The organism is Bergeriella denitrificans NBRC 102155, from assembly GCF_001592185.1.
Lineage (GTDB): Bacteria > Pseudomonadota > Gammaproteobacteria > Burkholderiales > Neisseriaceae > Neisseria > Neisseria denitrificans.
Genome location: NZ_BCWL01000030.1, coordinates 1 through 13212 on the forward strand (window position 1 = coordinate 1; position 13212 = coordinate 13212).

10 protein-coding genes are annotated in these 13212 nt (G+C 56.9%); 4 read left to right on the forward strand and 6 right to left on the reverse strand.

The features are described from left to right. Positions 1-54 precede the first annotated feature (54 nt). The 3 genes from lolA to clpX form a co-directional block, all read right to left on the reverse strand. Complete coding sequence (lolA, locus tag BDE01S_RS03340) at positions 55-675, reverse strand: outer membrane lipoprotein periplasmic chaperone LolA (RefSeq protein WP_066077427.1); 621 nt, start codon at positions 673-675, stop codon at positions 55-57. Between the two features lie 443 nt (positions 676-1118). Further along, positions 1119-2780 carry a DNA repair protein RecN gene (gene recN / locus BDE01S_RS03345; protein ID WP_066077429.1) on the reverse strand — a complete coding sequence of 554 codons (1662 nt, stop codon included), beginning with the start codon at positions 2778-2780 and terminating at the stop codon, positions 1119-1121. 266 nt (positions 2781-3046) lie between these two features. Beyond that, entirely contained in the window at positions 3047-4342 is a 1296-nt protein-coding gene (gene clpX, locus BDE01S_RS03350; protein WP_066077431.1) for an ATP-dependent Clp protease ATP-binding subunit ClpX, read from the reverse strand. A gap of 342 nt (positions 4343-4684) precedes the next feature. Between clpX and BDE01S_RS03355 the strand changes: the two genes are divergently transcribed. Beyond that, entirely contained in the window at positions 4685-5608 is a 924-nt protein-coding gene (locus BDE01S_RS03355; protein ID WP_066077432.1) for a serine hydrolase, read from the forward strand. 58 nt (positions 5609-5666) lie between these two features. Then, the gene (locus tag BDE01S_RS03360) at positions 5667-6437 is read left to right on the forward strand and encodes a M48 family metallopeptidase (protein WP_066077434.1); all 771 of its coding nucleotides are present in this window, start codon (positions 5667-5669) and stop codon (positions 6435-6437) included. Positions 6438-6640: 203 nt separating this feature from the next. Here the strand turns inward: BDE01S_RS03360 and BDE01S_RS03365 are convergent, their stop codons facing one another. From BDE01S_RS03365 to ilvE, 3 genes are all read right to left on the reverse strand, one after another. Continuing rightward, a complete protein-coding gene (locus BDE01S_RS03365; RefSeq protein WP_082790407.1) occupies positions 6641-7951 on the reverse strand; it encodes a capsule polysaccharide biogenesis protein in 1311 nt (436 codons plus the stop codon). A 167-nt stretch (positions 7952-8118) separates the two neighbouring features. Next, the gene (locus BDE01S_RS03370) at positions 8119-10182 is read right to left on the reverse strand and encodes a capsule polysaccharide biogenesis protein (RefSeq protein ID WP_082790408.1); all 2064 of its coding nucleotides are present in this window, start codon (positions 10180-10182) and stop codon (positions 8119-8121) included. A gap of 148 nt (positions 10183-10330) precedes the next feature. Further along, positions 10331-11329 carry a branched-chain-amino-acid transaminase gene (gene ilvE, locus BDE01S_RS03375; RefSeq protein ID WP_066077435.1) on the reverse strand — a complete coding sequence of 333 codons (999 nt, stop codon included), beginning with the start codon at positions 11327-11329 and terminating at the stop codon, positions 10331-10333. Positions 11330-11628: 299 nt separating this feature from the next. Between ilvE and BDE01S_RS03380 the strand changes: the two genes are divergently transcribed. Next, the gene (locus BDE01S_RS03380) at positions 11629-11946 is read left to right on the forward strand and encodes a LapA family protein (RefSeq protein WP_066077436.1); all 318 of its coding nucleotides are present in this window, start codon (positions 11629-11631) and stop codon (positions 11944-11946) included. Between the two features lie 21 nt (positions 11947-11967). After that, complete coding sequence (gene lapB, locus BDE01S_RS03385; protein WP_066077440.1) at positions 11968-13137, forward strand: lipopolysaccharide assembly protein LapB; 1170 nt, start codon at positions 11968-11970, stop codon at positions 13135-13137. Positions 13138-13212 lie beyond the last annotated feature (75 nt).

Sequence of the window (13212 nt, forward strand, 5' to 3'; positions counted from 1 at the left end):
AAAAGCCGTCTGAAAACCTTGGTTTTCAGACGGCTTTTTTGATGGATTGGACGCTTAGTTGCTCAACACGTCCACGCCTTTGGGTGGTGTGAACTTGAAGGCGCTGCGCGACAGATTGGGCTTGGTATTCAAGGCGCTGAAGCTGATGGTGGTTTCGTTGCCGAAGCTGTCTTTCAGCTGCATGGCGGCCAGGTTGTCTCCTTTGAAGCCGATGCGGATGTATTGGTAGCCCGCATTGTTTTTCTTGGGCGTGGCCAGTACATAATCAATGCCGCCGGCGCTGCCGTCTTCTTTCAGCGTGTAGCTGCTGTCGAGCGCGGTTTTATTGGAGAGGATGGCGGCAGGGCTGTCGCCGATGGTTTGGTCTTGCGAAGACTTGGTTACTTGGGCCAAATCGACATCGTAGAGCCAGATGGTTTTGCCGTCGCCGACGATGGTTTGTTTGTAGGGCTTGGTGTATTCCCATTTAAACAGACCCGGGCGCAGGATTTGGAATGTGCCGCTTGTGGTTTGGGTCTTTTTCTTGTTTTTAACGGTTTGGCTGAAGCGGCCGCTGATGCCGTCGGCATCGTTATTGAATTTTTTCAAGGCATCCACTGCGCCGGCTTGGGCCAGCCCCATGGCGGCAGACAGGCCGACGGCGGTCAGGAATTTGATTACGGCGGTAGATTTCATGTGTGTCTTCCTTGTTAGGGTATAACATCGATGGCTGTAAGTATTAGGGATTATGGCGCACGATGCAAGGGCGCGGCGGCGGATTTAAATTTTGTAAATCGGTTGCTCGGCGCAGAGGTATTTGAAATCGCGGCGGTTTTTCAAAATTGCCGGGAAAAATATTCACAATAATTTAATTGGGCGGCATTTAACAGGCCGTCTGAAAATCGGCATTTTCGATACATGAACGGTATCGTTCTATTCCTAAGACACGAACTGCGTAGGCTGAAAACTTTGCCAAAGCATTGATAATCCTCGGCCGTTTATTGGTTAAGCAAGTCCGCTGCGCTCGCCCTGCGCGGGCGGGAATAACGGTAATACACATCGGGCGGATTTTCAGACGGCCTGTTGTTCTTTATCAACATCGGAAAGCCGTAATGCGCCGGGCGTGACGGCTCCGGTATTTAGCGTGCCGCCATATCCAGCAACTCGGCGGCATGGCTGCGGGTGGTTTCGGTGATGGTTTCACCGCCCAGCATGCGGGCGATTTCTTCGACGCGGCTGCCGTGGTCCAAGATGCTGATTTCGCTGACCGTCTGCTCGCCTTCGCTGTGTTTGCGAACCTGCCAGTGATGTTCGCCGCAGGATGCGACTTGCGGCAGGTGGGTAACGGCCAATACCTGATGCTGTTTGCCGAGTGCGCGCAATGCTTTGCCGACCATTTCGGCCACGCCGCCGCCGATGCCGGTATCCACTTCGTCGAAAATCAGCGTCGGCACTTGGGTGTATTGGCTGGTGACGACTTGGATGGAGAGGCTGATACGCGCCAGCTCGCCACCGGATGCGACTTTGTTCAGCGGGCGGGAGGGCGAGCCTTTATTGGCGGCGACTTGGAATTGCACCTGCTCCAAGCCGTGCTGGGTCGGTGAGGAGGGCAGTAGGATGATGTCGAAGCGCGCGCCTTTCATGGCCAGATGCTGCATATGCCCGGTGGTTTCTTCGCTCAGGCGGGCGGCAGCCTGATGGCGCATGGCGGAGAGCGTGTGCGCGGCTTCCTGATATTCGTTCAGATGCTGGGTCACGGCTTGGGAAAGGGTTTCCAAATCGGCGGCGGCGTGCAGGTTTTGCAGCTGCTCGTCGATTTCGGCCAGCTTTTGGGGCAGCTCTTCCGGCTCGATGCGGTATTTGCGCGCCATGCTCATCAGCTCGCCCATGCGCTGCTCTTGGTGCATCAGCTCGTTGGGGTCGAGGTCGGTGCGGCCGGCGACATCGCGCATATTGGCGCTGATTTCGCTCAGCTCGGCTTCGATGCTGGCCAGCATTTCCAGGCTTTCGGCAAAGCGCGGTTCAATATCCTGCAGGCTGCCCAGCAGGTTTTGGCAGCGGTAGATTTGGCGCTGCAGGCCGTTGTCGCCGTCGATGTATTCGCCGACTTCCTGCGCTGCCTGCAGCAGCTCGGCGGAGTGGGCAAGGCTGTCGTGGCTTTGACTGAGGGTGGCCCATTCGTCGGGCTGCAATTCGAGCTGGTTTAATTCGTTGAACTGCCATTCCAAACGCTCGCGCTCGATGGCGATGTTTTCGGATTGGGCTTGCGCTTCTTGCAGGGCTTTTTTGGCGGCCGTCCAGCTTTGGTAATGCTGTTTGACGGTTTCGGCCTGCGCCAGGCTGCCGGCGAAAGCATCCAGTAATTCGCGCTGGGCGGCTTCCTGGTTGAGCGAGTGGTGGGCGTTTTGGCCGTGAATGTCAATCAGCTGGCTGCCGACGGCTTTCAGCTGCACAAGGGTCACGGCGTGGTTGTTGATGTAGCTGCGGCTTTTGCCTTTGGCATCGATGATGCGGCGGATGCTTAATTCTTCGGCATCTTCTTCCGACAGACCTTGCTCGGCCAGTTGCTGTTGCAACAGAGGCAGACCGCTGATGTCAAACAGGGCGGAGAGCTGGGCTTCTTTGGCGCCGCTGCGGACTTGGCTGTAATCGGCTTTGTCGCCCAGCAGCAGGCCGATGGCATCCAGCGTGATGGATTTGCCCGCGCCGGTTTCTCCGGTCAAGACGGTAAAGCCGTTTTGGAAATCCAGATTGAGGTGGTCGACGATAACGAAGTCGCGCAGGGACAGGGCCAGCAGCATGGTGTGAGTTCCTTGTATTCGGGTGTTGCTTTATATAGTCGAAGAACTTAATTTCTACTACGGCGTTGACTCGCCGCCTTGTAGCAGAATTGAATTTCACCGACTATAGATATGCTGAATTATAACTAAGATTTTTTAAAGTTTGAATAAGATTTTGTGTAATTTTTGAGATTTGTTAATTTAAGTGTTTGAAGTTGATAAGAATAAAGCCGTCTGAAAAATAACCGGACGGTATTTTCAGACGGCTTTTTATGCGGCTGCACGTGTTATTTCGCAGCGGTTTTACGGCTGCGTTTGGCGGGCTTTCTGCCTTCTTGATACAGGCTGCCGTCGGCCAGCAGCAGCTTGGGCGCTTCGTTTTTCTCGATAACGTTTTTGTCGATCACGACTTTTTTAACTTCGTGCAAATCCGGCAGGCGGTACATGGTTTCCAAGAGACAGCGCTCGACGATGGAGCGCAGGCCGCGCGCGCCGGTTTTGCGGATCATGGCCTGCTTGGCGATGCTTTTCAGCGCTTCCGGCTCGAATTCCAGCTCGGTATCTTCCATGCCGAAGAGCGCCTGATATTGCTTGACCAGAGCGTTTTTCGGCTCGGTCAGGATATTAATCAGTGCGTCTTCATCCAGCTCGGCCAGCGTGGCAATCACGGGCAGGCGGCCGATTAATTCGGGAATCAGGCCGAATTTGATTAAGTCTTCCGGCTCGACGATGCCGAAAAGCTCGGAGATGTTGACGTTTTCATCTTTGCTGTGTACGGCCGCGCCGAAGCCGATGCCGCCTTTTTCGGTGCGCTGGCGGATGACTTTTTCCAGGCCGGCAAACGCGCCGCCGCAGATAAACAGGATATTGGTGGTATCGACGTTGATAAATTCCTGATTGGGATGCTTGCGGCCGCCTTGCGGAGGTACGCTGGCAACCGTACCCTCAATCAGCTTCAGCAGAGCCTGCTGCACGCCTTCGCCCGATACGTCGCGGGTAATGGAAGGATTGTCGCTTTTGCGGGAGATTTTGTCGATTTCGTCAATATAAACGATGCCGCGCTGGGCTTTTTCCACATCGAAATCGCATTTGCCCAAAAGCTTGGTAATGATTTGCTCCACGTCTTCGCCGACGTAGCCGGCTTCGGTGAGCGTGGTGGCATCGGCCATCACGAAAGGAACGTTCAGCTTGCGCGCCAGCGATTGGGCAAGCAGGGTTTTGCCCGAGCCGGTAGGGCCGATCAGCAGGATGTTGGATTTAGACAACTCGACGCTGCCTTCGGCTTTAGGGTGGCGCAGGCGCTTGTAATGGTTGTAAACGGAGACGGCCAATGCTTTTTTTGCCTGCTCCTGGCCGATAACGTATTCGTTTAAATCGCTGACGATTTCGGCGGGCGTGGGCAGCTTGCTGCTGTCGGCGGGCGCGGTATCGGCGGCTTCCGCGCCTTCTTCGTTTTCCTGCAGCATGATGCCGCAGGTTTCGACGCATTCGTTGCAGATGAGGGCTTGCTCGCCCTCAATCAGGTTTTTCACTTCGTGTTCGGCTTTTCCGCAGAAAGAGCAGGAGCGTTTTTCTTCAGACATATCGTTTTTCTTTAAAATTCACAATAGAAACCCGGGCGGTTTCCCCATCAAGGTCGGTTAGTATAAAGATTATCCTGCCTTTTTTCAAATAGGCGGCGGGCAGGGCGGAAAGGGCGCCTCGGGTGTGGTAAAAATATTTCAGACGGCCCGGGCAGGCGGCCAAAAGGTGCAAACATACGCAAAATTTCGGCTGGCGGCTTTACTTTTTGGGCAAACACTCCCAAAATCAAAATATTTGTTTCGGCAAATCAAACGAATACCCGCAGAAAGCGGCGCAGATTTGCCGATGCCGGCTGCGGCCGGCAGCGTTTGAAGATTGAGAAAGAGATTGGCAGGACAATGATGAAGTTTGGTCAGAAATTAGCCGCCGTATGCGCGGGCATGGCATTGGGTTTGGTGGCTGCGCCCGCCGCGGCGGACGATATCGATGTATTGGGTCAGTTTTTGGAGCAGAATTATCCTACTCCGGCGGATGCGCTGGAGCATTTTGCCAACGACCGCCTCGAAGCGCAGGCTTTGGTGGCCGGGCCTTTGCTGTCGTCGCAGTCGGCCTTGATTTTGAACAATAAAACCGGCGAAGTGCTGTATCAGAAAAATGCCAACCGTGTGATGCCGATTGCTTCGATTTCCAAGCTGATGACGGCGATGGTGATTTTGGATGCCGGTTTGGATATGAACGAGATGATTACCATCACCCCGGCCGAAATCGACCGTCTGAAAGGTACGGGCAGCCGCCTGGCCATCGGCACGGAATTGAGCCGCGGCGAAATGCTGCATCTGAGCCTGATGAGCAGCGAGAACCGTGCCACCCATGCTCTGGGTCGCACCTATCCGGGCGGTATGCCGGCGTTTGTGGCGGCGATGAACCGCAAAGCGCAGGATTTGGGCATGTTCAGCAGCCGCTTTTACGAGCCGACGGGCTTGGATTTCCGCAACGTCTCCACCGCGCATGACTTGAGCCGACTGGTGGACGCGGCGGGCCGCTACCCCTTAATCCGCAGCAATTCGATTTCCAACTACGGCTCGGTCGCCACGCCTCGCGGCCGCCAAAACTACCGCAATTCCAATGCGCTGGTGCGCGAGGGCGCATGGAATATCGAGCTGCAGAAAACCGGCTACATCCGCGAAGCAGGCCGCTCCATGGTGCTGAAAGCCAATGTGCAAAACCAGCCCGTGACCATCGTCTTGCTGAATTCGCCCTCATCGGCCACCCGCGTCAACGATGCGCGTAAAATCGAAACCTGGATGGTACAGCGTCCGTCATAAAGCGCCGATTGCTGTAAAGGCCGTCTGAAAAACCTATCTACCCACTTCGGAGGACACGATGTTGCACCACACCCGCCGCCCTTACATTTTGATTGCCGCCTTCGCCGCATTGGCAGGCTGTACGACCGTTGCCGATATGGCCGGTTACAATACCGCCACGCTGAACCAGAGCGCGGCCAAAAACTACAGCCAAGCGATGGCGAAAGCGCAAAGCGAGCAGATTTTGGATACCACCTCCAACACCGCCCGCCGTGTTCATGCCGTATTCAACCGCCTGAAGCCTTATGCCGACCAGGCCAACCAGACCGGCGTGCCTTTCAACTGGCAGATGAACGTCATCCGCAGTCAAGACATGAACGCCTGGGCCATGCCGGGCGGCAAAATGGCGGTGTACACCGGCATGGTTGACCGCCTGCAGATGACGGATGACGAAATCGCCGCCGTCGTCGGCCACGAAATGACCCATGCGCTGCTGGAGCACAGCAAAAAAGCCATCGGCGGGCAGGTATTGACCCAGTTGGGCGGCTCGATTTTGGGGCAGACCACCGGCATCGACGGCCGCCTGATCGGCCTGGGTGCCGACCTGATGGCAACCAAGCCTTTCTCGCGCTATCAGGAAAACGAAGCCGACATCGGCGGCTTGCGCCTGATGGCACAGGCCGGATACAACCCGCAGGCCGCGGTATCGGTATGGGAAAAAATGAATCTCGCCAAAGAGGGTACCAGCATCAGCATTCTCTCCACCCACCCTTCGAATACCGCACGGATTAACTCCATCCGCAAAATGCTGCCGGAAGTGATGCCGGTATATGAGCGCAACAAGCGTTAATGCGGCGGAACAGTTAAAACCGATAAAAAAAGCCGTCTGAAAAATCCGATAAAAAGCGGGTTTTCAGACGGCTTTTGGTTTTTGAACGTATTCGTAGCAACTAGGTATCTGGGGAAATCTTTATATCATTCTGTGTTATTGGACGATTAATCTTGAGTATTTCTGCTGCTGACTGGATTGCTTACCCTCTTGATTTTGCTGCGTTACTTAACCGAATAATCTGCAGTCGGTTGCTTGAGCGGAGCTTCAATGAGCTGCGGCTGGTTTTGCCAAACATTCGCAGAGTTTTGAAGGTTTGGGAAATTAACGCGGCTGTAGAAGCTGCCGTTGATTTGCGTGGTGTTGATGTGGTACATCCGGTAGGCGTGAAACAGCTCGGTATCGGGCGGCTCGGGATGGTTCCAGAATTGGGCGAGCGGGCCTTGGAAGGTCAGGCCGGGCATGTCGTAGTGGGCGCGGCCGAGTACTTTGACGGGCATGTGGTGGATCAGGGCGGAGAGGCCGCTGGTGCTGTTGAGCGTGACCATGCCGGCGCCGTGTCGCAGGAAAACGGGCAGGGGTACGTCGTGGATGTAGGTGATGCGGCCTTTGAGTTTGGGGTGTTTTTTGATGAAGTGGCGGATATCGCGTGCGTAGTCGATAAAGCCGCGGTCCATCGGGTGGTGTTTGACAATCAGGTTGACATCGTCGGGCGCGTGGGCGGCAAACGAGGTCAGTACGTGCAGCAGAAAGCTGCGTACGGAGGAAAAGTCGCTGTGTACGCGGATTTGGCTGTCGTTGAACACCTGCAGGGGCACGATGAAAAAGCGGCGGTAGTGGCCGTTTTTGACGCGGCGGGCGACGGCGGCATCTTGAATCCAATAGCCTAGGCGTTTGAGGCCGGACTGGCTCCACAGGCGGATGTAGTGGCCGAGATTGTCGGCGCGGTGGTGGATGTATTCGGGGTAGCGGCGGCGCTGCAGGTGGGTGTGGATGTAGTACAGGATGGCGCGTTTGGCTACGGGCAGGAAGCCTGAGGGTACGGCAGGCGGCGCTTGGTAGAGCTGCAGGGGCAGGCTCAGGAAGCGTTCGGCGAAAAAGTCGGCGCGGCGCGGCAGCGGGGAATAGTCGTTGACGCCGGTTTGCTCGAGGGTCACGAAGTGCGGGCGGAAATAGCCTTCTTCAAAAGCCCAAAAGCCGATGCCGAGCGATTCGGCGGTTTGGCGTGCGAGGGTGTGGTAGGGTCGGGTGTCGCCGAAGCAGACAACGGCACCGATGCTGTGCTTGCGGATGTATTCGGCCAAATAGTCGGGAAAACGGGTGAGGCTGTCGCGGTATTCGACGGTATTCGGGCGTGAGGCGGGATAAAAATAGCTGTCGCCGCCGTTGAAGTTGAATTTGTGGACGCTTTTGCCCTGGGTGTGCAACCAGGCGGCCAGTTGGCCGAAAAAATCCCCTACCGGCCCCTGCAGCAGCAGGATGCTGCCGGTGCTTTCAGCCAGTTGCTGGAGGTTGCTGCGAAATGGTGCGGTCATGATGGTCTTGCGGGTAGGGGTTGCTGCGTGTTTTCAGACGGCAGGCCGTCTGAAAATCAAGGGCCGTCCGTTCGGACGCAAAGCGTGAAAGACAGAAAGCATACGTTGGATGCGCGGCTCTGTAAAGCGGTTTGCGCGGCAATGCGGGGGCGGGGCGGGGCGGGCGTTCAGCCGTTTTTCAGGGAATGCAGCAGCTGGCGGATTTTCCCGCCTTGTTTGGCAAGCCAGGAGCGGTGTATCGGGGCGGCATTTTTCTGCTGCGCTTTCTGTTGCGCCAACACAACGGCGGCGGTCAGGGCATCGATGGCGCGTCGGGTATCGGGGTGGATGTATTGCGGGTAGTGCAGCAGCGTGCCGGCGGCCAGCTCGGGCAGACTGAGGCGGCGGCTGCGGCGCGGGGCGGGCAGGCGGTCTTCGGTCAGCCCCCAGCCGGCGTAAAACGGCAGGCCGTAGCAGCAGACTTTTTTGCCGCGCAACAGGGCTTCAAAGCCGGTAAGCGAGGTCATGGTGTGCACTTCGTCAGCGTATTGCAGGCAGGTGAGAATGTCGGCTTCGGCGGCGGTTTGGTCGGCGTAGCGTGCGGCTTCTTCGGGCGGAATATGGCCGCTGCGGTTGCCGCTGACGACATCGGGGTGGGGTTTGTAAATAATATAGGCATCGGGTCGGCGGGCGCGCACGGCTTTGAGTAGGTCCAGATTGCGGCAGATGTCGGGCGAGCCGTAGCGTATGGATGCGTCGTCTTCCACCTGGCCGGGCACGAGTATCACGGTTTTATCGGTATCGGGTGGGGTAAACGCTTGGCTGCCGACATTGTATTTGCTGATATTGGCTTCGGTCAGCCGCTTTTGCAGCGTTAAGGCCGTCTGAATATCGCGTGCGCTGAAGTTTTGGTTTTGCAGGATGTGCTCCAGGCGCGAGGGCGTTTCGGCGTTGAAGTAAATGCCGATATCGTCAATCACCAGCGACAGGGCGGGCACAAGGTTGGAACCTAAGCCGACCGAGCGGATAAAGCCGTCTTCCATACGCAGCAGCGGAATGCGGCGGCGCGCGGCGAAATCGGCGATTTCCTGTTTGCCGTTGCCCCAGGCCAGCAGGCGGGCATCGGGCGGGAAGTTGTGCTGCGCCAGCTGCTGGACGGATTTGACGAATTTCAGACGGCATGAGGGAACGTTGAAAAACGGCTTCACCACGGCGCGTTTCCACAGCGACATGCCCACGCAATACACTTCACCGCGCAGTTTTTCGTTGACGCGCTGCATGGCGGCCAGATGGTCCAATACATCAAACAGGCTGCCCGCTTCGCCTGTGTTGGGGTTGATGTAGCGGCTGTATTGCAGGTAGGCGGCAGCGAAAAGCTGCATCAGCGAGCGCGGGGCGCGGCGGCCGGCAGCGGCCAAAGCGGCTGCGTCGGGGTGGCGGTCGTCGCTCACGCCCCAGCCGGCGTACCATGGCAGGCCGAACGTCACCAGCGGCTTGCCGCAAAGCAGGGCTTCAAAGCCCATTTGCGAGGTGACGGCATACACTTTGTCGGCTTGCAGCAGCAGGGAAATCGGGTTGATGTCCTCCGCCAGCAGGCGCACGCGCGGATGCTGCGCGGTATCGGTGAGATAGCCGCGTTTTTTGCCGCTCAATACATCGGGGTGGGTTTTAATCCAGATGTCGGCATCGGGGTTTTCGTTTAAAGCCGTCTGAAACATTTGGCGGAACGTGTGTTCGTCCGCGCCGCCGTATTGCAGCGCCATATCGCCGAAGGTCTGGTCAATCAGCAGGACAACCGGCCGGCTTTTTTCGGCGGGGGCATCGGGAAAGACCGTGGCGAAATCGGGCGCGTGGTTGTATTTCGACAAGCGGTGCGCCACGATGAAATCCGCCGCTTCCTGCGCCTGTGCCAGCATTTCAGACGGCATATCCGCCGCTAAAACCAGCTGCTCGAGGCGGGACGGGCGCGTGCAGTCGTAATAGATGCCGATGTCGTCCACCACCATAGAGAAAGGCGGCCAGCCTGCCACGCCCAGTCCGAGTGAGCGCACGAAGCCGTCTTCCAGCGCGATAAAGGGCAGGCCGTGCGCCTGCGCCGCCGCGCGGGCTTTGCGGGTGGTCGGGCGCAAACCCCAGCCGATAACAGCCGCCGCGCCGCCGATGCGGGCAGAGGGGGCGTATTCGGGGAGAAACTGCCGCAGATGGGGAATGCGGCGGATGCCGGAGGAGGGGATGTAGGCGGTTTTCACCATAGGTCTCAGTTAATCAGGATAAAGTCGGACGCGCCTTTCAGACGGCCTGCCAAGAATAATTCAGACGGCACAAGGCCGTCTGAAAAAAGGGCGGTTTAGCCGGGCAGGAAGCGGGAGCTCGGACCGCTGTCTGCCGCAGGCGCGTGCATCAGCACACTTCGACCAGCCAGCCGTATTTGTCTTCGGCCAGGCCGAATTGGATATCGGTAATCGCTTTACGCAGGGCGTTGCCGCGCTCTTGGCTTTTCACTTCGACTTCTTGGCCTTCGAAAATGAACGAAGTCACCGGAGAAATGACGGCAGCCGTACCGGTCAATACCGCTTCCGCGCCGTTTTCAATAGCGGCTTTGAGTTCGCTTACGGTGAAGTTGCGTTCGGTCACTTTATAGCCCAAATCTTTGGCTACGGTGAGCACCGAATCGCGGGTCACGCCGTGCAGGAACTCATCGGTCAGCGGCTTGGTAATCAGCTCGTTGCCGTTAATCAGGATAAAGTTGGACGCGCCGGTTTCCTGTACATCGCCGTTGGGGCAGAACAACACTTGGCTTGCGCCGTATTCGGCTTTGGCTTTCAATACCCACGGCATGGCCGAGGCGTAGTTGCCGCCGCATTTGACGCGACCCATATGCGGCGCACAGCGGATGTTTTCGGTTTCCACCAAAATCTTCACGGGCGAGCCGACTTTGAAATAGTCGCCTACGGGCGAAGCCAGAATGTACAGCAGCGCGGTGTCGGACGGCGCGCCGGCTTTGCCGATAATCGGGTCGGTGCCGATCAGCGTCGGGCGCAGGTAGAGTGCGGCGGGCGCATCGGGAATTTCGTCGGCGGCGCGTTTGACCAATTCAATCAACGCATCGAGAAAGGCTTCGGCTTCCGGCTTGGGCAGATGCAGGATGTCGGCGCTCTGCTGCATACGGGCGATATTGGCGGTCGGGCGGAACATCACGATTTTGCCGTCGGCCTGGCGGAAGGCTTTCAGGCCTTCGAAACATTCGCTGCCGTAATGCAGCGCGTGTGCGCCGGGGGCTAAGGTCAGGTCTTGCGAAGACTGCCATTCGACCGGCTGCCAGGCGCCGTTTTGGAAAGCGATAACGGGCATTTCGGCATGGAATACGCTGCCGAATACGGCGGGAACGGGTCTGCTCATGATGTGGCCTTTCTTAATCTTATTCTCAACTCAATAGAAAACGGAAATTTGGAAAAAACGTAAAGGCTAAACAATACGCCCTAGATTATGGTTTTGGCAAGTGGGCGGCGTGAAATTGTCGGCCGTTTCGTGCGGCGGCGGGCAGGAAACGGCCGCTGCATCGGCGGGCAAAGCGCGGCGCGTTCTATCCTAAACGGCGCAAATCGTTTAAACTAGCTGCCAATCTGTTTTCAGACGGCCTTTTGAAGCCCGTCTGCCGCTTGGCGCATCACGCGCCGCCGCCCTTTACGGAGACTGTGATGAAGATGATTTATACGATTATCAAGATTTTGATTTTGCTGGTGTTTCTGCTACTGGCCGTCAGCAATACCCAAAGCGTGTCCTTCTTTTACCTGCCCGGCCAGCCGGTAGAGCTGCCGCTGATTGTGGTGTTGTTCGGCGCGTTTGTGGTGGGCATCGTGTTCGGGCTGTTTGCCCTGTTCGGCCGCCTGCTGGCGTTGCGTAGCGAAAACAACCGCCTGCGTGCCGAAGTGAAAAAACACGCGCGCATCAGCGAGCAGGATGTGCAGGCCGCCACGCCGGAAGCCGCTGCCAAAGCGCCTGCCGCCGCCGAATAACCGCACACATTAGGGAAGATGATGGATAACGAACTCTGGATGATTCTGCTGCCGATTATCCTGCTGCCGGTATTTTTCGCGATGGGCTGGTTTGCCGCGCGCGTCGATATGAAAACCGTGTTGAAGCAGGCGAAAAGCATTCCGGCCGGTTTTTACAAAAGCCTCGATGCCCTCGTTGACCGCAACAACGGCCGTGCCGCCCGCGAATTGGCCGAAGTGGTGGATCAGCAGCCGCAGTCTTACGATTTGAACCTGACGCTGGGCAAACTCTACCGCCAGCGCGGTGAAAACGACCGCGCCATCAATATGCACCAGGCGCTGCTCGAATCGCCCGATACCGTGGGCGACAAGCGTGAGCGCGTGCTGTTTGAGCTGGCGCAAAACTACCAGAGCGCCGGTTTGGTCGACCGCGCCGAGCAGATTTTTCTGGAGCTGCAAAGCGGCGATATGGCGCGTGAAGCCCGCCAGCACCTGATGAGCATTTACCAGCAGGATCGCGATTGGGAAAAAGCCATCGAAATGGCGCAACAGCTGAGCCGCAACGAGCAGACTTATCAGTTTGAAATCGCCCAGTTTTATTGCGAATTGGCGCAGGCGGCGCTGTTTAAATCCAATTTCGACGTGGCCCGCTACAATGTTGCCAAGGCGTTGGAAGCGAATAAAAAATGCAGCCGCGCCAATATGATTTTGGGCGACATCGAAGCCAAGCAGGGTAATTTTGCCGCCGCCGTCGAAGCCTACGGCGCCATCGAGCAGCAAAACCACGCCTATCTGAGCATGGTCGGCGAAAAACTGTATGAAGCCTACGCCGCGCAAGGCAAGCAGGAAGAGGGCTTGAGCCGCTTAATCGGCTTTATGCAGACCTTCCCCGATTTGGATCTGATTAACGTGATTTACGAAAAATCGCTGCTGCTCAAAGGCGAAACCGAAGCCGCGCAAACGGCGGTGGAACTGGTGCGTAAAAAGCCGGATTTAAACGGCGTGTACCGCCTGCTCGGCCTAAAACTCAGCGATATGAGCCCGGCCTGGAAAGCGGATGCCGACATGATGCGCTCGGTTATCGGCCGCCAGCTGCAGAAAAGCGTGATGTACCGCTGCCGCAACTGCCATTTCAAATCGCAGGTATTTTTCTGGCACTGCCCGGCGTGCAATAAATGGGAAACCTTTACGCCGAATAAGATTGAAGTGTAAAAGCGCTTATCAAAAAAGCCGTCTGAAAATGGCAACAGCGATTTTCAGACGGCTTTTTTATTTTCTGAATAATAT

Excerpts from the sequence above, each read along its gene's own strand:
- lolA (WP_066077427.1), bottom strand. The coding sequence starts at position 675 with ATGAAATCTACCGCCGTAATCAAATTCCTGACCGCCGTCGGCCTGTCT.
- recN (WP_066077429.1), bottom strand. The coding sequence starts at position 2,780 with ATGCTGCTGGCCCTGTCCCTGCGCGACTTCGTTATCGTCGACCACCTC.
- clpX (WP_066077431.1), bottom strand. The coding sequence starts at position 4,342 with ATGTCTGAAGAAAAACGCTCCTGCTCTTTCTGCGGAAAAGCCGAACAC.
- BDE01S_RS03355 (WP_066077432.1), top strand. The coding sequence starts at position 4,685 with ATGAAGTTTGGTCAGAAATTAGCCGCCGTATGCGCGGGCATGGCATTG.
- BDE01S_RS03360 (WP_066077434.1), top strand. The coding sequence starts at position 5,667 with ATGTTGCACCACACCCGCCGCCCTTACATTTTGATTGCCGCCTTCGCC.
- BDE01S_RS03365 (WP_082790407.1), bottom strand. The coding sequence starts at position 7,951 with ATGACCGCACCATTTCGCAGCAACCTCCAGCAACTGGCTGAAAGCACC.
- BDE01S_RS03370 (WP_082790408.1), bottom strand. The coding sequence starts at position 10,182 with ATGGTGAAAACCGCCTACATCCCCTCCTCCGGCATCCGCCGCATTCCC.
- ilvE (WP_066077435.1), bottom strand. The coding sequence starts at position 11,329 with ATGAGCAGACCCGTTCCCGCCGTATTCGGCAGCGTATTCCATGCCGAA.
- BDE01S_RS03380 (WP_066077436.1), top strand. The coding sequence starts at position 11,629 with ATGAAGATGATTTATACGATTATCAAGATTTTGATTTTGCTGGTGTTT.
- lapB (WP_066077440.1), top strand. The coding sequence starts at position 11,968 with ATGGATAACGAACTCTGGATGATTCTGCTGCCGATTATCCTGCTGCCG.